This is a genomic window from Streptomyces sp. KR80 (genome assembly GCF_052245555.1).
In the GTDB taxonomy this organism is placed as follows: Bacteria; Actinomycetota; Actinomycetes; order Streptomycetales; family Streptomycetaceae; genus Streptomyces.
In genome coordinates this window covers 155,338-179,735 of record NZ_JBQQCD010000012.1, presented here as the reverse complement: position 1 = coordinate 179,735, position 24,398 = coordinate 155,338, and the positions used below count along the sequence as shown (strand labels likewise).

Below are 24,398 nucleotides of genomic sequence, written 5' to 3'. Positions count from 1 at the left end.
CCGAGCCGGTGGCCCGATGGCGGGGTTATCCGCGCGGGAGGACTGTGGACAGCACGTCCTGCAGCGGATACCAGTCGCTGGTCGCGAAGCTCGCGTGGTCATGGGCGAGGTCCGAGACGCGCGCCCGCGCATCGGATGCAGCCGGGCGGACGGCGTCGATGGCGGGGGAGACCGCGTGGGCGTCGGTCATGATCAGAAGGTAGTGGCGCTGGTCGTACCAGGCGGTGTCGATGCCGGTGTCGGTCACATATTGGGACGCGTCGCCGTCGAAGACGACGAACCACGGCCGCAGTGCCGCGTCCGCGTAGCGGCTGCGCGGGTCACCCGCCGCGGCTCGGTGCACGGCCGGGAAGGCCGTGGCCCGGGGCAGTTTCCCCGAGGCGGCGAGGTCGCGCAGGTGGCCGGCGTACTCGCGGTCCGTCCACAGCGAGTCGAAGGGATTGCCCTCCTCGACGGTCCCGGGAATCAGCTCGATCAGGAACTTGCCCGCAAGTGCGGACCGGGCGGGCCAGCCGTCGGCCCGTACCGCCTCGTCGAGGGTGGCGTGGCCGCCCAGCAGATCGGCGGGGCGGAACAGCGCGTCCCCGAGTTCGGCCCCGACCAGGGCGTCGAACTCGTCGGGCCCGAGCCCGCGCCGGTCGTTGAAGCCGTCCTTCATCTCTATCTTGAGCAGGACCGGCCGGTGGCCGGGATGGGCATCGTGCCAGGCGCGGATGTCCGCCAGGCAGCCGTCCAGGCTCTGATTGCGGGATTTCGTGCGCAGTTCGGCCGCCGATGCCGCGTTCTCGCAGTTGTTGTCGTTGCTCAGTGGGTTGTTGTGCGAGACCCGCCACTTCTTGCTCAGCCCGTTGGTCCACACGTCCAGCTCCAGCAGTCCTGCCCCGGAGTCCAGCGCATCGGCGAAGTACGGGTACTTGGCCTTCTCGTAGGCGTTGTGCAGGCCCACCGCGGTGCTCGCCGCATAGGGGAGCGCACCGGTGTCGGTCTGCCCGGCTCCGGCCGGTGCGGTGGTGACGACGAGTGTGGCCGCGGCCGCCAGAGCGACGGCCGTACCGACGGCGTGGATTTTGCGCATGCGATGCCACTTTCGGTGTGGGGGATGAACGTGGCAGCAGCGTAAGGGAGTTGACGCGCCGGTCGGCACAGCCGGGTCGAAACGCGCTCGCGGTCCGCCGTTTCCGGCCTCATGCTGAGCAGCATGCTGATCAGAGAAGCTACACCGGGTGACTGGCCCGCTATCTGGCCGTTCCTGCACCGCATCGTCGCAGCCGGGGAGACCTACACCTGGCCGCGGGACGTCAGCGAGGAGCAGGCACGCGAGATGTGGTGTCTGGAGCCCCCGGGCCGTACGGTCGTCGCCGTCGACGACGACGGGACCGTCCTCGGCTCGGCCAAGATGAACCCCAACCACATGGGCCCCGCGTCGCATATCTCCAGCGCGAGTTTCATGGTCGCCCCGGAGCACGCGGGCCGGGGAGTCGGACGGGCGCTGGGGGAGTACGCGCTGAACTGGGCGCGGACCGAGGGGTACCGGGCGATGCAGTTCAACGCAGTCGTGGAGACCAACACGCGTGCGGTCGCACTCTGGCGTTCGCTCGGCTTCGAGGTGCTGGGGACGCTGCCGGAGGGCTTCCATCACCCCGTCAAGGGGTATGTGGGGCTGCACATCATGCACCGGCGGCTCTGATCGCGCATCCGGGGGTGACGGCCTGCCGCGTCACGGCCCGAGGCCACCAGGGCGGTCCCCGCGTCCCCCACCTGGACGAACGGCGCCGTCGGAGCGCGGCGGCGGCGACCCGTTCCCAGGCTGGACCGCCGCTCCAGGGACGAGCCGTACCGAGTGCACCCGACGACCCTCGTGCGGGTGAGGCGGCAGGCGGCCGCGGGGGTGGCGACCCTGGTTGACAGAGGTTCCGGGCGGGCACACGATCGGAGCAGGTTCCGAGCAAAGGGATGCGTACTCATGAGCGAGTGCCGTGACTTTCCGCTCGACCGGGAGACAGGTCCGCCCGACGGCGCTTTGGCCGATCTCGCCGAGCAGGCGGCATCGTGCAACCCGGCCTGCTGCGGAGCCACCGCGACGATCGTCGTACGGGACGCCGCCGGGCGTGGCGAACCACCGACGGCCGTCACCCACCCCGACCTCTCTCCCCTCGTCACCGTGCAGTGGGAGTCCGGAGAGGGGCCCATACCGTCCGCGCTCGAAACCGGCCTTCCGGCCGCTGCGGAGGACCTGCTGCACGACGAGCGCTGGCCCGGCTACCGGGCGAACGCCCTGGACGTGGGCGTACGGTCCAGCATGACGCTCCCGTTCCGCCGCCAGGCCCTGACGCTGGCCCTCACGATCTACGGCTTCCGCCCCGGCCACCTGCGGGAAGCGGCACACGGGGCGACCGCCCTCCTCGGTGACCTCGCCACCACCTCACTGCTGCGCGACCGCCAGTACCGAGAGGTCCTGGCCGAGGTCGACCAGCTCGACACCGCCCTGCGCAGCCGTCCCCTCGTCGACCAGGCCTGCGGCATCGTCATGTACGTGCTGGGATGCGACGCGGAGACCGCCATGAGCCTGCTGCGCCGGCTGTCGCAGCACACCAACCGCAAGGTGTCCGACCTCGCCGAGGGCCTGGTCCGCAGCCGTGGACGCGGTGCCGAGGCGGAGCTCGCCCGGCTGGCCGAGCAGCTGGACGAGGAGACCGCCGGCGTCGCCGTCGCGGGCCGCGGACCCGGGCGGGCCGTCCGGAGCGGATCCGACGGCGGTCTCTCCCAGCGTCGGCCGGCCGTGCAGGACCCGCCCTCAGAGGAGTCCTTCCGATGACCACCCTGCAGCACTCGGCCCACGTCAGCGTCCATCTCACGGACTGCGCCGCACGGGACGCCGACGCCGTGTTCGGCGTTCTCCGGGCGGCGTTCCCGGCGGACATCAACGCCGAGACCAGAGAGCACCGTCAGCGGCCCCCCGAGGTGGCCAATCCGATGGTGTGGATCGAGACCTACGATGTCCGGACCCCCGGGGAGACGCGGGAACCCACGGTCCTCGAGGGTGCGGTCACGGCCGATCTGTTCGGCTGCCACCGCCCCGTCCGGCAGATCGAGGAGGCGCTGGCCCGCTCCTTCCGCGTCGAGGAGGAGGGCCATGTCGTGCCCGGCGACCAGGAGGTGCAGGTCCGGCTACGGCTGAGCCACCGGGCTACGGTCCCGTCATGAAGGCGCTGACGGGGAGGGGCCGGTCGACGATGCGGACGTCCCCCACCCACCCGTACAGGACTTGGTCGATCTTCCCGCCGTACTCGTAGCCGCCGAGCAGCCAGGGCAGGCCCAGTGTCGTGATGCCCACCGCTCTGGTCGAGGGGTTGCGGACCACCGAGCAGCCGTCCACGTACATGGTCGTGCGCCGTCCGTCGTTCACCACGGCCACGTGCCACCAGCCGCCCGGCTCCAGCCCGTGGCCCCAGTTGGTGACCATGCCGTCGGTGTTCAGAGGGCAGACCGCCCACTGCAGACCGGGACCGTCGGAGAGGCTCAGCGTGGCCACCGGCTCCTCCGGGTCACCGGACTTCCCTGCCGAGCCGACCGTTCCCCGGCGGCTCAGCAGACCCGCCCAGGCATGGCGCCGTGCGTCCCAGTCGGCGGGCAGGCTGAAGAACGCCTCGACCGTGAAACCCGAGCGGAATGTGACGGAGTTGAGCGGAGCCTTGGCAGCCGTACGGAGATACGCGCCGCTGAGCGTGCCTTTGCCGCCGCGGAAGAACAGGCTGCCGTGTCCCGGCTGATCGGGATGGTGCCTTGCCGACCAGGACAGCGCGTCCTCAGGGGTGCCCGGTACCGACACCTTGCTGAGGTGGTTGCCCTGGCCCGACAGATCGCGGACGACGTCGGCGTCCTCCAGCGGCTCACCTGCGCGGTGTGAGCCGTCGAACCGCCAGTACGCCACCGTCCCGGGGATCACCATGCGGTCCGCCGGCCGGCTCGTTCTCGGAGGGACGGGAGCGAAGCCGGAGAACCTCTCCCGGAAGTCGACGGGGACGGAGAACAAGTCCTGTGGGCCGGTCAGTTCGATCTCCTGGCGCTCCAGCGCGTTCAGGTGCTCACCCGCGCGGCCGAGGATCCACGGCGAGAGAGTCTGCACGTCGATGGTGTTCCTGGCAAGGTCGAACCGGTACAGCCGGATCATCGCCGCGCCGCCGTAGTAGCGGTTCTGGTAGTTGGTGATGTGCAGCTGGACGTCTCGGCCCGTGGCGTTCTTCCGGGTCGTACGCCCGGCGGGCCAGTAGTGCCCGCCCAGCGCGAGGAAGATCTGGTCGTGGTCGGCGATGAGCTCGTCCCACAGCCGTTGCCCGTGGCCGGAGAACCGTGCCTCGTCGCCGTATCGGTTCGCGTACACGAGCTCGTGCGTGGTGAGGATCACCGGAGTCCTGGGGTGCTTGCGGATGACGTCCCGCGCCCAGGCGAGGCCGGCGGGCGACGGGCGCCAGTCCAGGGCCAGCACCATCCACTCCCGGCCCGCGGCACGGAAGATGTGGTACGTGTTGTAGCCGTCGGGCGTGGCACCCCGGAACGAGCGCGACCGACGGAAGCGGTCCGAGCCGAAGGCGTCCAGATACGGCGTCCGGCCGCGGCTGTCGTCGGTCGACGAGTCGACGTCGTGGTTCCCGGCCAGCACGCTGTACGGCACCCTGTGCCGGTCCAGAATCCGGAACGCCCGGTCGAGCGGGCCGAATTCGCTCGCCCTGCCGTTCTCGGTCATGTCGCCGAGGTGCGACATGAAGACGATGTTCTCGTCCCGGCCGTGCTCCAGGAGATACCGCAGCGACGCCTCGACAGGCTCGGGGTGGATGCTCTCACCGTCGAACAGGTACTGGGTGTCGGGCATCACCACGAGGGTGAACCGGGGGTCTTCGGGATCGGGATGCCAGGAGGCCGGTCGCCCGGAATCCGTCCGGTCCTGTGACGGGATCGCCCAGGCCGCCGTCGGGACGGCGACCCCCGCCACGGTGGCTCCGGCGATCCCGGTGCCGCGCAGGAAGCCGCGGCGGCTGGAGAGCGACTGCGGGCCGCCGGGCTGGTGGTGCGGACTGCACATGGCTCTCCCCGAGATCGTCGACACGATCCCCCTAGGCCCAACTGCCTGGGTGGGGGCACCTCCCAGCGGTAGCTGGGGGCGTACCCCCGGGGAGCACGCTAAGGCCGCGACGGAGAAGGGCGCGGTGCACCGCCTGTCAACGCGGGCGGAAGAGTACGTGAACTCACTCCCCCTGGGGGCACCCCCGGGCCGTCGGGCCCAGGGGACCTACCTCCCCCAGGAGGTAGGCCCCTGGCCTGTGGCATGAGGAACTCCAGGGGGAGTGCCCCCAGGCAGGGAGGAGAGCACCTCGCGTGCCGCAGGGCCCACCCGGTCGGCGGCCGGAACGGCCACGCACACCTCCCAGGCCGGTTGCGGGGCACCGGCGAGCGGGATCGCCGACAGTCCGGCCGCCTGTGGCTTGCGGGAAACCGGCCGTGGCACCACCGCGATGCCGAGCCCATGGCCCACCAGTTCGATCAAGGTGTGCACATCTCCCACTTCCAGGGTCACCTGACGCTCCGTCCCCGCCTCGGCGAAGACACGGTCCGTCAGTCCTCGGGCACCCCAGTCGCGATGGAAGTCCACGAACTGCTCGCCATGGAGCTCTTCCCAGGTCACCGTATCCGCGCCGGCGAGCCGGTGATCCGCATGGCACAGCACGACCATCGGCTCGCTCGCCAGGGGCAGCAGCCGGACGCCTTCCGGCAGCTGCCCCGGCACCGCGACGAAGGCGAGATCGAGCCGCCCGGCGGCCACGTCGCCGACGAGCGCCCGCGAGCCCGCCTGCCGGAGCCGGATCTCCACCTCCGGGTGGCGGAGCCGGAACCGCGCCAGCAGGGCGGGCACGTCCACCCCGGAAATGCACTGCTCGGTGCCGACGGAGAGGGTCCCGCGCAGCAGTCCTTGAACGGCCGCCACGGCCTCCTTGGCCGCGCGGACGCAGCCCAGCGCGCGCTGCGCCTCCACCAGAAGCGCCCGGCCGGCCCCGGTCAGCTCCACACTGCGCGTGCTGCGGACGAAGAGCTGTGCACCGAGCTCCCGCTCCAGGGCGCGCACCGACGCCGACAGTCCCGACTGCGAGACCAGGAGTCGCTGGGCCGCGCGGGTGAAGTGGCGTTCCTCCGCGACGGCGACGAAGTATTCGAGATGCCGCAGCTCCATGATTAAGCAGTCTAGCTACTCAATCTCTTCAGACTCTTCTATTGGACAGCTGGGTGCCCCACGAGCGAAGCTCGGTGGCGACCGCTCGAAGAGCTCGAAGAGAGGGAACACGCATGCGGACTCGCCGTATCGGTGCCGTCGACGTCAGTGCGATCGGGCTCGGGGCCATGCCGATGTCGATCGAGGGGCGGCCCGACGAGGCACGCTCGATCGCCACCATCCACGCGGCGCTCGACGCCGGGGTGACACTCATCGACACCGCCGACGCGTACCACCTGGACGCGAGCGACCCCGGCCACAACGAGATCCTCGTCGCCAAGGCGCTGGCGAGCCACGGGCGCGGTGCCGAGGTGCTGGTCGCCACCAAGGGCGGCCACACCCGCCCGGGTCACGGCTCCTGGGCCCTGAACGGCAGCCCGGAGCACCTGAAGCGCGCCTGCGAGGCCTCGCTCGCCCGGCTCGGCGTCGAGGCGATCGGCCTCTACCAGTTCCACCGGCCGGACCCGGACGTTCCGTACGCCGAGTCGATCGGCGCCCTCCGCGACCTGCTCGACGAGGGCAAGATCCGCATGGCCGGAATCTCCAATGCCGACCCCGAGCAGATCCGGCTGGCGCACGACATCCTCGACGGGCGGCTCGCCGCCGTACAGAACCAGTTCTCGCCGGCCTTCCGCTCCAGCGAGCCGGAGCTGGAACTCTGCGACGAGCTCGGCATCGCCTTTCTGCCGTGGAGCCCGCTGGGCGGCATCGCGCAGGCGGGCGCGCTGGGGTCCGCGTACGCCCCCTTCGCGCACGTCGCCGATGTCCACGGTGCCAGCCCTCAACGGGTGTGCCTGGCCTGGATGCTGGCGAAGTCACCCGTCGTGATCCCGATTCCCGGATCCAGCCGCCCGGAGACCGTCCAGGACTCCGCGGCTGCGCCCGATCTCGCCCTCAGCGCCGATGAGATCGCCCTGCTCGACGCCGTCTGAGGTGCAGGGACCTGTGACTCAAGGGGTGGCGAGGTAGGTGTTGAGCCGGTCGACGGCCGACTGTGGTGCGCCCCGGTCGTAGTGGTCCACCGCGAGGTAGTTCGGCTTCTTCCGGGCGGCGGGCGAGCAGAAGTTCTCGGCCCGGTTGAGGATCCGGCTGTTGTCCGTGGCCGCGCTCGCCGTGATGGGGACGTCGCGGAAGTGGTTCATCACGAAGAGCGGCCGGAAGGCCGACTCCTCCCTGGTGAGCGGGATGTTGACGTGGGCGCCGTACCAGCGGCTGTAGCACGACCAGTCGGACGAGCCGATCCCCGGCCCCATGGACCAGTAGTTCTCGACCGTCCACTCCTGCTGGTACATGACGCCGAAGCTGTCACGGGCGAGCCCCGAACCGTCCTGTGCCCGGGTTCGGTCCGTGAAGATCATCAGCTGCTTGCCGCGGCTCGCGAGGTCGGCCATGCGCGGCCAGCCGTGCTCGCGCACACCCTCCTGGTCGGGTCGGTAGAGCATCTCCGACAGGCCCCTGACGCGGGCGAGTTCGGCCCGCAGGACGTCGGCGGAGACGTAGTCCTCCAGGAAGACGGTGGCGAACTCACCGGGGTGCCGGCCGAGGAAGTCCACCATGCGCTGCAGGTCCACCCACAGGGCGACCGGGCGGCGGACCAGGGTGCAGCTGTTGTGGCACAGGATGGCGCCGTCCGGCGTCTGGTGGATGTCGAGCTGGAAGCCGCGTACGCCGTCGGCCAGTTGGCGTTCGATGCCCCGTGACTGGTTGGGGAAGGCATTGGCGAACGGCGGGGCGAATCCGCCGTCGACGCCGTTGGCGTACGCGTTGTGCGCGGTGAGGAAGGTGGCCTGGTCGAGGGTGCGCTGATCGCCGGGCGAGGCCGGGGACTTCGGCAGCGGAGCCGGGGTGAGGAACCAGCGGGCGAGGTCGCCGTTCCCGCCGATCCGCAGCTGCTCCGGATACGTCCCGTCGGCCGGCTTCGCGCCGACGGTGAGAAGGCCGCCGGAGTCCGGTACGGCGATCGTGTACCGCCCGCCGCCGACCGCGCTCACCTCCCAGGCCGCCTCCGCCGTGCCACAGGCGACGGTCACCGCGTGCGCGCCGTTGCGTCCCAGACAGCGTGCGGCATCGTCGACGCTGCGCAGCTCGTGGCGGCCACCGGCCACCGGCACGGCGGACCACTGTTGCCGGTCCTCGTTGCCCTTGGGGCGGTGGATCGCGATCGTGCCGTCGCTGTCCGAGGCATTGAGCCCGTTGACCGTGCTCTGCACGTACACGGTGCCGCCCGGCAGCGCCTCCGTTCCCGCCTCCGTCCGCGCCTCGGCCCCGGAGGCCGCCAGCATCGGTACGGTCGCGACGACTGCCGCTGCTGCACACACCGATCTCCATCTGCCCACGATCGTTTCCCCTCCCCGGTTGATGGTCGGGTACATGACACCCCATGCCCGGCGTGTGCGCCAGAGCCGGACGGCGATCCCCGCAGATCCGACGGCCGCACAGGCTGCACGGCAGCGTCCACGGTGACCGGCGCCCGAGGGTCCTCACTCGTGGTGCCACCGCCGCAGCAGCGGACGGCGCGGGTGCTCCTCGTGCAGCAGGCGCCCGACGAGCGCCCCGCCGAAGACGACGAAGCCCACCCCGACCAGCCAGGACTGGATGACCAGGACCGTGCCGACCGGACCGTAGATCACCGCGTTGGTCGCGATCAGCGGGGAGAACACGTACCGGGAGAACACTCGCAGCCCGACCAGGCCCACCACCGTCGCCACCGAACCGGGCAGCAGTGCGCCCCAGGAGACCCGCCCGCCCAGCAGCAGCCGCTGTGACCACCAGAAGAACAGCACGGCGCTCAGCGCAGTGAGCGCGACCTGCCAGGAAGGTACGGGCTCGCCTTCCGTCTGCACGGTGAAATGCGCCGACAGGACGAGATAGCCGACCAGCACGGCGAGCCACACGAGATGCCGCCACATCGTGTGCCACCGGGCCGAGGGCAGCTCCCACACCTTCTCGTAACCGGTCTGCACCGCACTGCCGAAGGTCAGACCGAAGACCGCGAGTGCCGCGAGACCGAACGCCGTCGTCGACTCCAGCACCTTCCCCGGCCGGGTGAACAGCCGCTCCACCTCGTCCCGCGAGGCCTGGGACACCCCGAGCCCGTCCGAGAGCCACTCGGCGAACCCCTGCCCGTTCGCCGGGTCGGCCGCCGCGACCACGATCAGCAAGGGCACGAGGGTGAGGAACCCGAGCGCTGCGAAGCCCATCGCCCGGTGCATCAGCTCCAGCTCGCTGCCCAGCCGCCACCCCCGCCCGGCCGTCGAACGGTGAAAGGCGCGGTGCAGCCTTTGGAACAACGAGCCCCGGCCCACGGCCCCGGAAGACTTCTCGGCCATGCATGTCGACTACCCCGGCCGGCGTCGCCGGGGCACGGGCCCGGCGGGGGAGACCCCGAATGGCGGCCCCGGCTCAGTGCGCGGGGGTGTCGGCTTCCGCGTCCGTCTTCCGGTTCCGCTGGAAGGTCAGCTTCCCGTCGGTCAGATCGACCTGGACGTGGCTGTACGGCTGCAGTTCGCCGGAGAGCAGCAGCCGGGAGAGCTGGTTGTCGACCTCCTGCTGGATTGTCCGGCGCAGCGGGCGGGCGCCGTACTCCGGCTGGTAGCCGCGATGGGCGAGCCAGTCGACGGCCGCCGGGGTGAAGTCGATGCCGACGTCCTGGGCGCGCAGCCGCCGCCGGGTCTCCTCCAGCAGCATGTCGGTGATCCGCCGCAGCTGTTCGTCCGAGAGCTGACGGAAGATCACGACCTCGTCGATGCGGTTCAGGAACTCCGGCCGGAAGTGCTCACGCAGCGGTCGCAGCACCCGTTCGCGACGGGCCTCCTCGTCCGCCTCCGCACCGCCCACGCCGAAACCCAGCATCGCACCGCGCCCGGTGATCGCCTCCGAGCCGAGGTTGCTGGTCATGACGATCACCGTGTTCGTGAAGTCGATCGTCCGGCCCTGGGAGTCCGTCAGCCGCCCGTCGTCGAGCACCTGCAGCAGAATGTTGAAGACGTCGGGGTGAGCCTTCTCGACCTCGTCCAGCAGCAGCAACGAGTACGGGTGGCGGCGCACCGCCTCGGTGAACTGCCCGGCCTCCTCGTGGCCGACGTAGCCCGGAGGGGCGCCGATCAGCCGGCTGACCATGTGCCTCTCCTGGTACTCGCTCATGTCGAGCCGCACCATGCGGTCCTCGCTGCCGAACAGCGCTTCGGCCAGGGCGCGAGCGAGTTCCGTCTTGCCGACGCCGGTGGGGCCGAGGAACAGGAAGCTGCCGATCGGGCGGCTGGGGCTGGCCAGCCCGGCCCGGGACCGCAGTACGGCGTCCGCGACGGCAGTCACCGCCTCGTCCTGCCCGACGATCCGCTGGTGCAGATGTTCCTCCAGGCCCAGCAGCCGCTCCTTCTCCTCCTGGGTGAGGCTGCTGACCGGGATACCGGTCTGCCGGGAGACGATGTCGGCGACGTCCTCGACGGTGACCTCGGGGATGCGGCCGGCCGGCTGCTGCTTGCGGTTGCCCTCCTCGATCAGCTTCTCCACCTCCTGGACGCGGTCCCGCAGGCGGGTCGCCCGCTCGTAGTCCTCGGAAGCCACGGCCTGGGCCTTGTCCAGTTTCAGCTGCTCGGCTTCGCGCTCCAGTGCGCGCACATCGGTGCCTCGGGTGGCGGAGCGCAGCCGCACCCGGGCACCCGCCTGATCCATCAGGTCGATCGCCTTGTCAGGAAGGAAGCGGTCGGTGAGGTAGCGGTCGGAGAGCTCGACGGCGGCCAACAGTGCCTCGTCGCTGTAGCGGACCTGGTGGTGTGCCTCGTACCGGTCCCGCAGTCCGCGCAGGATCTCCGCGGCGTCCGCGGTGCTGGGCTCGGGGACGAGGACGGGCTGGAAGCGGCGGGCCAGCGCGGCGTCCTTCTCGATGTGGCGGCGGTACTCCTCGAGCGTGCTGGCGCCGATGACATGCAGTTCGCCGCGGGCGAGCGGAGGCTTGAGCATGTTGCTCGCGTCCATCGGGCCGCCTTCGGCCCCGGCGCCGGCGCCCACCACGGTGTGGAGCTCATCGATGAAGACGATCAGCTCGCCGGACGCCCGGATCTCGTCGATGATGCCCGTGAGCCGCTCCTCGAAGTCGCCCCGGTAGCGGGTGCCGGCGACGACGCCCGGCAGGTCGAGCTGGATCACCCGGCGGCCGAGCAGGATGTCCGGGACGTCGCCGTCGGTGATGCGCTGCGCCAGCCCTTCGACGACGGCGGTCTTGCCGACCCCCGCCTCGCCGATGAGAACGGGGTTGTTCTTGCCCCGCCGGGCCAGTACCTCGACGGTCTGCTCGATCTCCTGCTCGCGGCCGATGACCGGATCGATGTGCCCCTCGCGGGCCAGCTCCGTCAGGTCACGGCCGAACTTGTCGAGATTCGGGGTGCCCCGCTCGCCCGGGGCCGGGCGCTGCGGCTCGGCGCCTCCCGGCCCGGCGGCGCGGCCCGCGGCGGTCCCGGCGCCGGTGCGCGGATCGAAGTGGGCGGCGTTGAGAATCCGCCCCGCGGTGGAGTCGCGGTTGGCGGCGAGCGCCACCAGCACGTGTTCGGGGCCGATGTACGAGGCGCCGGTCGACCGAGCGATCTCATGGGCGTCGAGCAGGGCCCGCTTGACGGCGGGGGTCACGGCGATGGACCTGCGGGGTGGCCCCTCTCCGGCGGTCCGGTCGATCTCGGCGGCGAGGGCATCGGGATCCGCCCCGGCACGGGACACCATTGCGCGCGTGGTCTCAGCGCTGAGCGCCGCCCGCAGCAGGTGCTCGGTGTCCAGGTCGGTGCTGCCGTGCCGGGCGGCGTACGACGCGGCGGCGGAGACGAGCTGCCGGGCGGGCTCGCTCATCAGGCGGCCGAAGTCGAGATAGCGCGGGGCGGACCGCTGCCCGGACGACGCGGCTCCGAGGAACTGTGACAGAAAGTCTCCGAGCGAGTCCGGACCGAAGTCCTCAGGACCCGTGTACCCGCTGGTCATAGGCGTCCGTCCCGCTGACCCGGCCGAACCGGGCCACGCTTTTTGGTGCAGTGCGGCTGCGGTGCAGCTCTGGGCGGAGTTCCCGCGTCCAGCGCGACAACACCTCGCCGACGGTGCTACCTGGTCCAATTTATGTGACATTGAGCCGGTAGTCGATCTCACCCGTTCCACCGATTTCGCCGGCCCCCGTGTCCGGGCTCTGTGCCACGGACCACCGCTGCCGCGCGGGACACCAGGGCGCCCGGGGCACGCAGAGATGCGGCGAGCTCCGGCGCTCGTATGCTGCGAACTCGCGGCCCGTCACGGCCAGTCGGAGCACCGGCCACTCCAGTGGTTGGCACCGCGGCGCCGACGGTGCGCCCCGGCCGCGGCTCTCCAGCCATCCAGCCCGTCGTGGCCCGCACCGGACAGCCGGAATCGAGCCCGATGTCGCGGCGGCGCGAGTGGAAGGCCCTCGTGCCATGAGCGATCGCGGGCCGACCGTGCCCCGTATGTCCTGGGCCGAGATGCCGGAGAGCTCGAGCCGGTCGACGCCGACGGCACCCTCGCCAGCGTCGTGACCGGCGATATCGAGCCTCCCCCAGCTAACGCTGGGAGGTGCCCCCAGGGGCCGCCCAGGGGCGTACGCCTGCTGCCCGTACTTCGATGCCTATGCGTCGGCTGCCACCCGCGCGCACTGCTCTTTCCCAGCCGGGCCGCGGAACGGGCGTTGCCCGTGGCCCGGCCGGAAACTTCCCCGTGCTGCTCGTCGACGGCGTCGTCGCCGGGATCTGGCATCAGCCGCTCCGGCCGCAGCTGCGCCATCACCGTCGAGCCGTTCGGCCGGCTGAGTGCCGCACACCGCCGTGAGCCGGACGAACGGGTGGCCCGCAGTGGGGAATTCCTCGAGGCCGAGAGCGCCTGGACGCTCGGCACCGTCACCGTGGGCGGGCACGCCTGACTGCGGTCACATGTTGATCATGTGCCCGGCCAGCCCGTGGACCGCCTCCTTGAGGGCCTCGCCGAGCGTCGGGTGCCCGTGCACGTTCCGCGCGACCTCATGGACGGTCAGGTCCCACTGCTGCGCCAGGGTCAGCTCAGGCAGCAGTTCGGTCACTTCCGGCCCGATCAGATGGGCGCCCAGCAGCTCCCCGTGGCGGTCGTCGCTGAGGATCTTGACGAAACCCGCCGTGTCGCCAAGACCGTGCGACTTGCCGTTCGCCGTGAACGGGAACTTCGCCACTCGCACATCGAAGCCCTGCTCGCGCGCCTGCGCCTCCGTCCAGCCGAAGCTGGCGATCTGCGGCTGGCAGTACGTCGCCCGCGGGATCATCACGTACTCGAGCTCCATCGTCTCCGCGCCCCCGATCGTCTCGGCCGCGACGATGCCCATCGCCTCGGCGGCGTGCGCGAGCATCAGCTTCGCTGTGACGTCGCCGATGGCGAAGATGTGCGGGACGCTGGTGCGGCAGCGGGCATCGATGTCGACGGCGCCGCGATCGGTCAGCCGTACGCCGGTGTTCTCCAGACCATAGCCCGTGACCCGCGGCTGGAAGCCGATGGCCTGCAGGACCTTGTCGGTCTCGAGCGTCTGCCGCTGGCCGCCGGTGGTCACCATCACGCGTACGGTGTCGCCGGAGTCGTCGATGGCCTCCACCCGGGTGGAGGTGAGCACGTTGACACCGAGCCTGCGGTAGCGCTTCGCCAGCTCGGCCGAGACCTCCGCGTCCTCCAGCGGGACGACCCGGTCGAGGAACTCCACGAGCGTCACCTGCACGCCGTAGTTGTGCAGCACATAGGCGAACTCGACGCCGATGGCACCGGCGCCCGCGATCACGATGCTCCGCGGGAGGCGGTCGGTGAGGATCTGCTCCTCGTACGTCACGACCCGCTCGCTCAGCGCGGTGCCGGGCAGCAGCTTGGTGGTCGCTCCGGCCGCGATGACGCAGTGGTCGAAGGAGACCGTCTCCGTGCCGCCGTCGGCCCGGGTGACCAGGAGCGTGTGGGGGTCGGTGAAACTCCCCCGGCCCTCGTACTGGGTGATCTTGTTCTTCTTCATCAGGAAGTGGACGCCCTTGACCCGTCCGTCCGCCACCTTGCGGCTGCGGCTGAACGCCTCCCCGTAGTCGAAACTCACCCGGCCCTCCACCCGGATGCCGAAGGTCTTCGCCTCCTGGGTGAAGATATGGGCGAGTTCGGCGTTGCGCAGCAGGGCCTTCGAGGGGATGCACCCCACGTTGAGGCAGACGCCTCCCCAGTACCGCTCTTCGACGATCGCCGTGCTGAGCCCCAGCTGGGCGGCTCTGATGGCGGCGACGTACCCGCCGGGACCCGCGCCGAGGACCACGACGTCAAAATGTCCGCTCATGCACGGAAGCCTAGGTCGCGCCGCCATGCTGCGCAGCGCGACCGCGGTCAATGGCTCATCTCGGGCGCCCCGTCCGGTGATCCGCGTGCCGCCGGCCGACCGGGAGCACGCCCGTCGTCACTCGTCGGCGATCTTGAGCACGAGCTTGCCGGTGTTCTCCCCACGGAACAGCCGCAGCAGCGTGTCGGGGAAGTCGCCCAGGCCGCCGTCGACCACGTCCTCCACCGTCCGCAGTCGCCCCTGCGCCAGCCACTCGGCGAGCCGGGCCACGGCTTCCGGATACCGGTCGGCGTAGTCGAAGACCACCATGCCGGTCATGGAGGCGCGGTTGACCAGCAGCGAGAGGTAGTTGGCCGGCCCCTTGACCGGCTCCACGCTGTTGTACTGGGAGATCGCGCCGCAGATGACGATGCGGGCGCCGCGCGCCAGCCGGGTCAGCACGGCATCAAGGGTGTCCCCGCCCACGTTGTCGAAGTAGACGTCCACGCCGTCCGGCGCGTGGTCGCGCAGTGACTTGCGAATGTCCTCGGACTTGTAGTCGATGGCCGCGTCGAAGCCCAGCTCGTCCACCAGCATGCGGCACTTGGCCGCGCCGCCGGCGATCCCGACGACCCGGCAGCCCAGGATCTTCGCGACCTGGCCCACCACGCTCCCGACCGCTCCCGCCGCACCGGAGACCACGACGGTCTCGCCCGCCTGCGGACGCCCGATGTCGATCAGCCCGAAGTACGCGGTCATCCCCGTCATTCCGAGGGTGCCCAGGTACACCGGGAGCGGTGCCGTCGACGGATCGATCCCGATGACACCACGGCCGTCCGACAGGCAGTACTCCTGGACGCCGAACGGGCCCGTCACGTAATCGCCTTCGGCGAAGCGGTCGTTGCGGGAGGCGATGACCTTGCCCACCGCCGCTGCGCGCATCACCTCTCCGATCTCCACCGGAGGGATATAGGACTTGCCGGCGTTCATCCAGCCCCGCATCGCCGGGTCGAGCGAGAGATAGATCACCTGGACGAGCAGCTGTCCGTCGTCCGGCTCGCCGACCGGTTCCTCGACACGGTCCCAGTCGCTGTCCCTGGGCAGCCCCACGGGGCGCGCTGCGAGACGGAACTGGTGGTTGGTGAGGCCCATGGCGTGACTCCTCGACGATGGCAGGGCACACCGACTAGTCGGTATGGAATGTGGAGACAGTAGCCGTTGCCCTGGCCCGCGGGCAAGAGTGCCGACCGGGGACGGCTGTTTCCCGGGAGGCGTTCCGGTGTGCCCACTCTTGCGGCCGTGCGGTACGTACGGCAGCTGGTCGCCGGCGGGCGGGGAGCGCCGAGGTTGCCGGGCCTCCATGCGAAGACTGCGGTCACTCGTGACGAGGACAGCTGTCGATCTTCGAACCGTGTCCGTTCATGCTGCGTGGGGCTGACGCGTCGGCGCCTTGGCACTCACATCCCATATGGGCGACACGCAGGCCGGCCTGGAAGCGGGTCCGCGCCCCGAGCAGCGACATGATCTTGCGCATCCGCCGCTCCACGGTGCGCTGCGCGACACCGAGCCGACGAGCGATGGCGCTGTCGGTGAAACCGGCCCTGAGGAAGGCGAGGAGCAGCTCGTCCTCCGCTGAGAGCACCTCCCTCGACCCGGTCGCCGCGGCTGTGTCACCGGTGAGCCAGAGCGGGGTGGCCCGCTGCCAGAGCAGCTCGAAGAGGTCGACGAGGCTGTCCAGCAGGGCGGAGGTGCGCAGCACCAGGATCTCCCGCTCGGTGGGCAGCACGAAGGGCACCAGGGCGATGCTGCGGTCGGCGATGACGAGCTTGAGCGGTACGTCGGCGAGCACCCGGCTCTCCTCGCCGCGCTCGGCGAGCTCCCGGATGCCCTCCAGGCGTCCGGCCGCGTCCAGCGCTGACTCGTCGTAGATCGTCCGGTATCGGACTCCCTTGCGCAACTGGTCGCGCTGGATGCGGTCCTGGCGCTGGACGGGCTCGACGACATACGGCGGCTTGTCGAGGATGAGCACCTCGCGCTTGGTCATCTGCTGGGTCTGGAAGAACTGCTGGGCAATCGCCTCCCTGCCGCGGAGCACCTGGACCGGAGAGGTGCCGCCGTTGCGCAGGCCGGCGCGGAACTGCTCGGCGAGCCCGGCGGCGGCGAGGCGGGCGCGTTCGATCTCCTCCTGCCGCTGCAGGGCCAGCACTTCGACCGCGACGTCCGGCGGCGCCGGGGTGAACCGGACCGGCCGGCTCGGGACGCGGGTGATCATGCCCCGCTGCTCCAGAGAGCGGGTGCGGCGCCGCAGCCGGGACGCGTCCCAGCCGGTGATCTCGGCGAGTTGGGAGAGTGTCGCGCCCGGCCGGGCCAGCAGCGTCCGGTAGACCAGCTCGTCGTCGGGGGAGACGCCGAGGCTGGTCAGGATGCGGTTGTCCGGGTTGCTGGGAGTCCGCTCCGCCGAGCCGTTCCTCGCGTTCATAGCCGCGCCTCCCGCCGCGGGTCGGAATACCGACAGCGACGGTATGCCGACAGGCCCAATTGGTCCAGACCCTTGTACCGTCGTCTTGTCATGCACGCCGAATCCACCTGTGATGACAGGCGGTTGCCGATGCGAGGAGCAACACCCGGCACGGTGGCGCTTCGCGTCGTGGAAGGTCTGGGCTGGAGTGTGGCCCCACCTGGCGCGACGGTGAGCGCCAGGGCGACGGTCGCCGCGGCGGCGCTGCCGGAGCACTCGCCGTCAGGCTTGACAACGTTGTCAGATCGCATTAGCCGACACCGCCCTCCGCCCGTGAAAGGTCCCCCATCATGAAGAGATCACGCCTGCTCGCGCTGAGCATCGCCCTGCTCGCCGGCCTCACGGTCGCCGACCTGCCGTCGTCGTCAGCCGCTTCGGCAGCCCCGGCGTCCAGCCGAAAGGTAGCAGAAACGCTGCTGTCGCAGGGCAGGCCGGCTACGGCGTCATCCACCGAGAGCGCGAGCTTCCCCGCCTCCAACGCCGTGGACGGCAACGCCTCGACCCGCTGGTCGAGCCAGTTCTCGGACCCGCAGTGGATCCAGGTGGATCTCGGAGCCACAGCCACGATCTCCCGGATACGGCTCAACTGGGAGACCGCCTACGGGCGGGCGTATCGCATCGAGACATCCGATGACGGCCAGAACTGGACCAGTCTCCGTTCCCAGACATCCGGCGACGGTGGCGTCGATGAGATCACCGACCTGTCGGGAAGCGGGCGGTACGTCCGTCTGGTCGGGACCGAACGCGGCACCCAATGGGGCTACTCCCTCTGGGAGTTCGAGATCTACGGAGAAGGCGGTTCCCCGCAGCCACCGACCTCCTCGAAGTTCCCGTTCGCCCCATATGTGGACACCAGTTTCGGCCTGAACCTGGCCGATTACGCCCGTGAGACCGGCCAGAAGTACGTCACCCTCGCCTTCTACAACTCCGGCGGCGGCTGCCAGGGCGTCTGGCCGACCAATGACGACGGACTGCTGAACAACGTCAAGGGACTGCGCGGAGAGGGTGGCGACGTGGTCGTCGCCACCGGCGGCTGGAACGCCAACGACCTCGCCCGCCGCTGCACGGACGCGCAGAGCCTGGCCAACGTCTACCAGACGATGCTCGACCGCTACGGCGTCGACCACCTCGACATCGACCCCGAGGCCGGCGACGTCTACAACAACCTGGAGCGCCCCCTCGTCGACCGCCGCTCCGCGGCCCTGAAGATCCTTCAGGACAACTTCCGCGCCAAGGGCAAGACGCTCACCGTGTCCTTCACGTTGGCCGTCAATCCGGACAACGGCTTCAACGCGGACAACCTCTACGTCCTGGAGTCGGCCAAGGCACACGGCGTCGAGATCGGTCTCGTCAACCCGATGACCATGGACTACTACGACGGTGTGTCCGGCGACCAGATGGGTGCCCGCTCCATCAAGGCCCTGCAGGCAGTGTTCGGGCAGGTCAAGAACCTGCTCCCGGGCAAGACCGATGCCGAGTACTGGAAGCTCATCGGTGCCACGCCCATGATCGGCCAGAACGACAACCGCTCCGAGGTGTTCACGCTCGACGACGCCCGCAAGGTCGTGGACTTCGCCCGGACCAACCACCTCGGCCGGCTCCACTTCTGGTCCATCGGCCGTGACAACGGCGGTTGCCCCGGCCAGAAAGAGGCCAGCCCCACCTGCAGCGGCATCAGTCAGCAGCGCTACGAATTCACCGGCATCTTCAAGCAGTTCACCGGTTGAGACCGGGGGCGGGGCGTCCCGGAACCGCCCCCGGGGCGTCCCGCCTCCTTTGACCGCACCCGACGCGATCAACCCCGCGCCACGGGTGCCACCCGCTGTCCGAAACGCGGCGGGTGACCGCGCGACGCACCCCGTCATCCGGGCGTACCGGAAGGCCGCGCAGGACTAGGCCGCCAGGTCACTGTCTTCCGGACCGACCGGCGCAGCTCGCCGTCGTCTGGACACCACATGTGTTGAACGCCTGACGGCGTCTTCCAGTGGCTGTGCCCGGGCTGGGGACGCCAAGTGGACTTCTGGGCCGAAGGAATCGGGCGGCTGACCATGGGCACTGCGGACACTGCGAAGACACTGGGGCCATTCGGGGCCCCGCCCCTGGCCGCGGCGGTGCTGAACGAGGACGGTGTGCTCGTCTCCTGGGGTGGGGCCGCTGAGCAGATGCTCGGTTACCCGGCCCGCGACGTGATCGGCACCCCTGGCGTGTCCCTGCTGTACCAGCAGGCTGACGCGGCGGCCGTACGAGAGATCGTCGAGGGAAGCCCGGCGGAGACCGGCCGGGACGGTCTGCTGGGCATCCGGCACCGGGACGGCCACCGGGTCGACGTCGGGGCGCGGTGCTGTCCGATCAGTGGCCCGGACAAGGAGCGGTACTGGCTGGTACTGGCCTTCGAGGTCGCCCGGATGCCCTGGTGGACCTCGGAACGCTCACTGCTCGACCAGCTGCCCGCGCAAGCACCGGTCGGCATGGCGGTGGTCGACCCGGACCTGCGCTGCGTCTGGCTCAACGACGCGCTGGTCCGCAGCGGGGGTGTGCCCCGGGAGGAGCGGATCGGCAGGCGGTTGACCGAGGCACTGCCGGGGTTGCTCGCCGAGGACATCGAGGCCCAGATGCGCCGGGTGCTCGACACCGGGTCCCCGGTGGTCGACCACATGTACCGGGGCCGCACCGCCGTGTCCCCGTTTCACCGGACTTCTCGATTGGTGGCCCGGTCCTTCAGGGTCGGGAGGAAAAGCGTCCTGGGGATTGCGGTGCGGAGCGCCGCGGCATCGCTGCGAGATTGTTGGTCAGCGGGCATTGTCAGTGCCTGCGTTTAGCCTGCAGGCGTGAAGATCGTGGTGCAGGTCAGGTTGCTGCCGACGCCGGATGAGGCGTCGGTGCTTGCAGCGACTCTGCGCGCGGTGAACGCTGGGGCGAACGTGGTATCGGCGGTCGCGTTCGAGAAGGGCGTGACTTCGCGGAATGACGTGCAGAAGCTTGTCTATGGCCGGTTGAAGGCCGAGTTCGGGCTCGGTGCGCAGGCCGCTGTGCACGGTGAAGAAGGTCGTGGACGCCTACGCGACGCTGCGTGCCAATGTGCGGGCGGGGCGCTTGGGCCCGGAGGGGTCAAAGCGCCGGGGGAAGGCGACCTCGAAGCCGGTGGTGTTCCGGGAGGATGCGGCGCAGCCGTTCGATGATCGCATTCTGTCCTGGCAGCACGATGCGGGGACGGTGAGCATCTGGACCACCTCGGGGCGGCTCAAGGGCCTGCGGTTTGTGGGCTCCCCTGATCAGCTCAAGATGCTCGCCGAGTTCCGCAAGGGCGAGACAGATCTGGTGTGCCGGGATGGGAAGTGGTTTCTGGTGGCGGTGTGCGAGGTGCCGGCCGAGCCGCTGAATGCTGATCCGGTGGACTGGATCGGTGTGGACCGGGGCATCGTCAACCTCGCCACCACCTCGGACGGCACCCACTACTCCGGCCGGAGGCTGACCCGCTACCGCAGGTGGCAGGCGCGCAAGAAGGCCGAGCTGCAGGCCAAGCAGACCCGCAGCGCCAACCGCCGGTTGAAGCGGCGGGCGAAGAAGGAAGCGCGGCACGCCGCGCACATCAACCACACGATCAGCAAGGAGTGCGTGGCCGTCGCGAAACGCACCGGACGCGGAATCGCCCTGGAAGAGCTCCGGGGCATCCGTGACCGGGTACGGCCTGGCCGCGACCAGCGGGCCGCGCTCTCCTCCTGGCCGTTCTACCAGCTCGACCAGTACATCGCGTACAAGGCCGAGCGCGCCGGGGTGCCGGTGATATGGGTGGACGCGGCCTACACCTCCCAGATGTGCCCAAGATGCGGGCACACTGACCGGGCCAACCGGCCCACTCGGGATCACTTCTGCTGTCGTCGGTGCGGGCTCGCTGGCCCGGCCGACGTCGTCGCCGGGGTCAACGTGCGCAACCGTGCACGCTCGGCGTGGGTTCTTGTCAACGGACCCGCACCGCGAGGGATGTGACCGCACGCCTTTGTGGTGGATGCGACCCGTGACCGCCCTGTCGTAGGGGGCAGTCGGGAGCGCGACTTGGCTTGAAGGAACCGAGTCAACGAACTCGGTCCTTCAGGGCCGAGAAGTTGACCAGTGAGCTGGTGGTCTGGTGACCAACGCCATCCGCTACGGGTCGGGGCCGATACACCTGCGCCTGATCCGCGATCACTCCTTGTTGTGCGAAGTGTCGGACGGCAGCAGTACCTCTCCGCGCCTGCGGCATGCGCGTACGACGGACGAGGGCGGCCGGGGACCCTTCCTGGTCGCCCAACTGACGCAGCGGTGGGGCACGCGGCACACCGCTGACGGCAAGACCATCTGGGCCGAGCAGAACCTGACGGGACTCGGGCCGAGTTCGTCCGCCCGCTGATCGAGACCGTCCCCGACACGGCCCGTATCGACGCGGACAGGGTCGAACGGGCCGAAGCGAGGCTGTCGTTGGCCCTGCGGCGACCGTGGGCGCGTGTTGTCATGTTTTCATCAACGTCCCCATTGACTCCGTCCCCGCGGAGTGCTGTGATCTATCTCACAATTAGGAAAGTTTCCTAACATTCGCGTGCAACACCCAACACCGCTGTTCTCAAGGGAATGTGGAGGGACCTGTGGCACTGAGACCACATCGGCCGCTCAGGGCGGTCGGCCTTCTGATAACCGCGGCCACCGTGGCATTCGCCGCCGCATTGCCGCAGGCGAGCGCGGCACCTGTCGGGTACGAAGCGGAATCGGCGACGATTTCGCAGGGTGCCGTCGAGTCCAACCACGCCGGGTACTCCGGTACCGGCTTCGTCAACTACAAGGCGGTGGAAGGGGCGTACGTCGAGTTCAGCGTCGACTCCGACCAGGCGTCCAACGTGAGCCTGGAGTTCCGGTACGCCAACGGAACCACCGCCGCCCGGCCGCTGGACATTTCAGTCAACGGCACCCTGGTCTCTGACAACGTGGACTTCGCCGGCACAGGCGCCTGGACCACATGGAATACGGCGACCGTCACCGCCGCACTGAAGGCGGGAGCCAACAAGGTCCGTGCCACCACGGCCGGCATCGACGGTCCCAACCTGGATAAACTGACCGTCACCCCCACCGGGCCGGTCGACAACGAGGCCCCCACGCCTCCGAAGAACCTGCGCAAGGACAAAGAACCGACCGCGACCACCGTGTCGCTGGCCTGGGACGCGGCCACCGACAACACCGGCGTCGTCGGCTACGACATCTATCAGCACGGTCAGCTGATGAAGAAGGTGGACGGCACCACGCTGGCCACCACCGTGGAGAACCTGACCCCGGACACGGCGTACGAATGGACCGTGTTCGCGCGCGACGCCACACCGAACGTCTCCCAGGCCAGCAATGCCGTCACGATCAGGACCTTGCCGGCTCCGCCGGACAACGAGGCGCCCAGCGTGCCGAGCGGCCTGCGCTCCACCGGCAAGACCGCGGCCAGCGTCGACCTGGCCTGGGACGCCTCCAAGGACAATGTGAAGGTCACCGGCTACGACATCTACCGGGACGGCGCGGAGGCCGCCACCTCGGACGGCACGTCGGCGACCGTCGCGGGCCTGAAGGCCAACACCGCGTACACGTTCAAGGTCCGGGCCTTCGACGCGAAGGGCAACAAGTCGGAGTTCACCCCCGAGATCTCCGTGACCACCTCGGCCTCGGGCTCGGCGGGCGTGCCCGACCCGGGCACCGTCAGCACTCTCGCCAGTGGCGTGGACGTGGCCTGGGGGCTGGTGTTCCTTCCGGACGGATCCGCGCTGTACAGCGAGCGCAACACCTTCAACATCTACCGGCTGACCAAGAGCGGCGAGAAGACCCTGGTCGGCAAGGTGCCGAACGCCGTGGGCACGGGCGGCGAGGGCGGTCTGCTCGGCCTGGAGATCGCGCCCACGTTCAGCAGCGATCACTGGCTGTACATCTACCACACGGCCTCCGGGGGCAACCGGGTCGCGCGGATGAAGTACGAGAACGGCGCGCTCAGCGGCTACCAGTCGCTCCTGCAGGGCATCAGCCAGAGCAAGTACCACAACGGCGGCCGGCTGCGCTTCGGCCCGGACGGAAAGCTGTACGCGTCGGCCGGTGACGCGCAGAACGGTTCCAAGGCGCAGGACAAGAACTCGCTCAACGGCAAGATCCTGCGCATCAACCCGGATGGCAGCATCCCGTCGGACAACCCGTTCGGCAACGCCGTCTGGAGCCTCGGGCACCGCAACCCCCAGGGTCTCGACTTCGACTCCCAGGGCAGGCTGTGGCAGGCCGAGTTCGGCAACAGCAGCCAGGACGAGGTGAACCTCATCCAGAAGGGCGGCAACTACGGCTGGCCCAACTGTGAGGGCACCGGCGGCAGCTGCGGCGGGTACATCGCCCCGAAGAAGACCTGGTCGACCGGCGAGGCCTCGCCCAGCGGCCTGACCATCATCAACGACTATGTCTTCGTCGCCACCACGGTCGGCCAGCGCGTCTACCGGCTGAAGATCGATGCGAACAGCAACCTGGTCGAGCAGAAGACGTACTTCCAGGGCACCTACAACCGGCTGCGTACGGTCGAGGTCGACCACGACGGCGACATCTGGCTCACCACGACGACCGACAAGGACGGCACGGCGGGCAACGACCGCATCCTCCTGGTCGACATCGTGTACTCGGGCGGAGCCAGTCCGGGTGAGTTCAAGCTGACCAGTTCGGCCTTCGCCGACAACGCGACCATCCCGGCCAAGTACACCTGCGCCGGGGACGGCGGGGCGGGCCAGGACACCTCGCCGCCGCTGCAATGGGGCGCGGGAGACACGAACGCCAAGGGGTACGCGATCGTGTTCGCCGACGTGAACGGGAACGGGAACAAGCTGCACTGGGCGATCTGGGACGTGCCCGCGACGACGACATCTCTTCCCGAGGGCCTCGGTTCCGGTTTCAACGTGCCGAACCAGGGCGGTGCGAAGCAGAAGGCCATGGGCAGCGGCGCCAACTCGCAGAAGTACTTCGGGCCATGCCCCGGCGGCTCGACGCACCCGTACACCTTCACCCTGTACGCCCTGAACACCGCCACAGTGCCGGGGGTGACCTCGCGATCGACGATGGCTCAGATCGAGACGGCCATCAAGGACGCGAGCACCTCCAGCGTCAAGCTCCGCGGGAACTCCAACGCGGGGGTGTGACGCCTCGGCATCGGGGGCGGCGTCGCGGTGTGGGCGGCGCCGCCGCGGTGACCACGACTGAACAGGGCTGAACCGCCGGCCGGGCCACGCGAGCACCGCGTGGTCCGGCTCGCCGTACCGAGACCCGGCACCGCCTCGTGCACGCGAGGGACGGTC

The 24,398-nt window shown here is 69.8% G+C and carries 19 protein-coding genes and 1 pseudogene; 11 read left to right on the top strand and 9 right to left on the bottom strand.

The annotated features are described in order from the left end of the window. Positions 1-25 precede the first annotated feature (25 nt). Positions 26-1,075 (bottom strand): phosphatidylinositol-specific phospholipase C domain-containing protein, encoded by a 1,050-nt coding sequence (locus tag ACTWQI_RS18850; RefSeq protein ID WP_443271878.1) that lies wholly within the window; start codon positions 1,073-1,075, stop codon positions 26-28. Positions 1,076-1,198: 123 nt separating this feature from the next. Between ACTWQI_RS18850 and ACTWQI_RS18845 the strand changes: the two genes are divergently transcribed. From ACTWQI_RS18845 to ACTWQI_RS18835, 3 genes are all read left to right on the top strand, one after another. Next, positions 1,199-1,687 carry a GNAT family N-acetyltransferase gene (locus tag ACTWQI_RS18845; protein ID WP_443271876.1) on the top strand — a complete coding sequence of 163 codons (489 nt, stop codon included), beginning with the start codon at positions 1,199-1,201 and terminating at the stop codon, positions 1,685-1,687. 276 nt (positions 1,688-1,963) lie between these two features. Beyond that, positions 1,964-2,815: an ANTAR domain-containing protein gene (locus ACTWQI_RS18840; RefSeq protein ID WP_443271874.1), complete on the top strand. Its 852-nt coding sequence runs from the start codon at positions 1,964-1,966 to the stop codon at positions 2,813-2,815. Further along, the gene (locus ACTWQI_RS18835) at positions 2,812-3,204 is read left to right on the top strand and encodes a hypothetical protein (protein WP_443271873.1); all 393 of its coding nucleotides are present in this window, start codon (positions 2,812-2,814) and stop codon (positions 3,202-3,204) included. The genes ACTWQI_RS18840 and ACTWQI_RS18835 overlap by 4 nt, the downstream gene beginning before the upstream one ends. Here ACTWQI_RS18835 and ACTWQI_RS18830 read toward each other — a convergent pair. Continuing rightward, positions 3,188-5,080, bottom strand: a complete 1,893-nt coding sequence (locus ACTWQI_RS18830) for a LamG-like jellyroll fold domain-containing protein (RefSeq protein WP_443271872.1) — start codon at positions 5,078-5,080, stop codon at positions 3,188-3,190. The genes ACTWQI_RS18835 and ACTWQI_RS18830 overlap by 17 nt on opposite strands. A 207-nt stretch (positions 5,081-5,287) precedes the next feature. Continuing rightward, the gene (locus ACTWQI_RS18825) at positions 5,288-6,223 is read right to left on the bottom strand and encodes a LysR family transcriptional regulator (protein WP_443271870.1); all 936 of its coding nucleotides are present in this window, start codon (positions 6,221-6,223) and stop codon (positions 5,288-5,290) included. Positions 6,224-6,336: 113 nt separating this feature from the next. On the opposite strand from ACTWQI_RS18825, the gene ACTWQI_RS18820 reads away from it, so the two are divergent. Then, entirely contained in the window at positions 6,337-7,194 is an 858-nt protein-coding gene (locus ACTWQI_RS18820) for an aldo/keto reductase (protein ID WP_443271869.1), read from the top strand. 18 nt (positions 7,195-7,212) lie between these two features. Here ACTWQI_RS18820 and ACTWQI_RS18815 read toward each other — a convergent pair whose 3' ends face one another. The 3 genes from ACTWQI_RS18815 to ACTWQI_RS18805 form a co-directional block, all read right to left on the bottom strand. Further along, positions 7,213-8,544 (bottom strand): phospholipase, encoded by a 1,332-nt coding sequence (locus tag ACTWQI_RS18815; RefSeq protein WP_443271916.1) that lies wholly within the window; start codon positions 8,542-8,544, stop codon positions 7,213-7,215. Positions 8,545-8,742: 198 nt separating this feature from the next. Continuing rightward, positions 8,743-9,591 (bottom strand): YhjD/YihY/BrkB family envelope integrity protein, encoded by an 849-nt coding sequence (locus ACTWQI_RS18810; RefSeq protein WP_443271868.1) that lies wholly within the window; start codon positions 9,589-9,591, stop codon positions 8,743-8,745. A 73-nt stretch (positions 9,592-9,664) separates the two neighbouring features. After that, complete coding sequence (locus ACTWQI_RS18805) at positions 9,665-12,229, bottom strand: ATP-dependent Clp protease ATP-binding subunit (RefSeq protein ID WP_443271866.1); 2,565 nt, start codon at positions 12,227-12,229, stop codon at positions 9,665-9,667. A gap of 715 nt (positions 12,230-12,944) precedes the next feature. Here ACTWQI_RS18805 and ACTWQI_RS18800 point away from each other — a divergent pair. Then, positions 12,945-13,169, top strand: coding sequence for a hypothetical protein (locus tag ACTWQI_RS18800; protein WP_443271864.1), 225 nt, complete (start codon positions 12,945-12,947; stop codon positions 13,167-13,169). Positions 13,170-13,175: 6 nt separating this feature from the next. Here ACTWQI_RS18800 and lpdA read toward each other — a convergent pair whose 3' ends face one another. The 3 genes from lpdA to ACTWQI_RS18785 form a co-directional block, all read right to left on the bottom strand. Beyond that, positions 13,176-14,576 (bottom strand): dihydrolipoyl dehydrogenase, encoded by a 1,401-nt coding sequence (lpdA, locus tag ACTWQI_RS18795; RefSeq protein ID WP_443271863.1) that lies wholly within the window; start codon positions 14,574-14,576, stop codon positions 13,176-13,178. A gap of 117 nt (positions 14,577-14,693) precedes the next feature. Beyond that, positions 14,694-15,707, bottom strand: coding sequence for an NADP-dependent oxidoreductase (locus ACTWQI_RS18790; protein ID WP_443271861.1), 1,014 nt, complete (start codon positions 15,705-15,707; stop codon positions 14,694-14,696). A 223-nt stretch (positions 15,708-15,930) separates the two neighbouring features. Next, positions 15,931-17,034, bottom strand: coding sequence for a helix-turn-helix domain-containing protein (locus ACTWQI_RS18785; protein WP_443271860.1), 1,104 nt, complete (start codon positions 17,032-17,034; stop codon positions 15,931-15,933). Positions 17,035-17,363: 329 nt separating this feature from the next. Here ACTWQI_RS18785 and ACTWQI_RS18780 point away from each other — a divergent pair, with 329 nt between their 5' ends. The 6 genes and pseudogenes from ACTWQI_RS18780 to ACTWQI_RS18755 all read left to right on the top strand — a co-directional run bounded on the left by ACTWQI_RS18780 (position 17,364) and on the right by ACTWQI_RS18755 (position 24,242). Then, positions 17,364-18,800 carry a discoidin domain-containing protein gene (locus tag ACTWQI_RS18780; protein WP_443271858.1) on the top strand — a complete coding sequence of 479 codons (1,437 nt, stop codon included), beginning with the start codon at positions 17,364-17,366 and terminating at the stop codon, positions 18,798-18,800. A 285-nt stretch (positions 18,801-19,085) separates the two neighbouring features. Continuing rightward, on the top strand, positions 19,086-19,892 hold the full coding sequence (locus ACTWQI_RS18775; RefSeq protein WP_443271857.1) for a PAS domain-containing protein: 807 nt from the start codon (positions 19,086-19,088) through the stop codon (positions 19,890-19,892). Between the two features lie 9 nt (positions 19,893-19,901). Further along, positions 19,902-20,252 carry a hypothetical protein gene (locus ACTWQI_RS18770; RefSeq protein ID WP_443271922.1) on the top strand — a complete coding sequence of 117 codons (351 nt, stop codon included), beginning with the start codon at positions 19,902-19,904 and terminating at the stop codon, positions 20,250-20,252. Continuing rightward, positions 20,152-21,060 (top strand): RNA-guided endonuclease InsQ/TnpB family protein, encoded by a 909-nt coding sequence (locus ACTWQI_RS18765; protein ID WP_443271915.1) that lies wholly within the window; start codon positions 20,152-20,154, stop codon positions 21,058-21,060. The genes ACTWQI_RS18770 and ACTWQI_RS18765 overlap by 101 nt, the downstream gene beginning before the upstream one ends. A gap of 136 nt (positions 21,061-21,196) precedes the next feature. Then, positions 21,197-21,460 (top strand): annotated as a pseudogene (locus tag ACTWQI_RS18760) (ATP-binding protein); the annotation flags it as partial. Between the two features lie 292 nt (positions 21,461-21,752). After that, complete coding sequence (locus ACTWQI_RS18755; protein ID WP_443271855.1) at positions 21,753-24,242, top strand: PQQ-dependent sugar dehydrogenase; 2,490 nt, start codon at positions 21,753-21,755, stop codon at positions 24,240-24,242. Positions 24,243-24,398 lie beyond the last annotated feature (156 nt).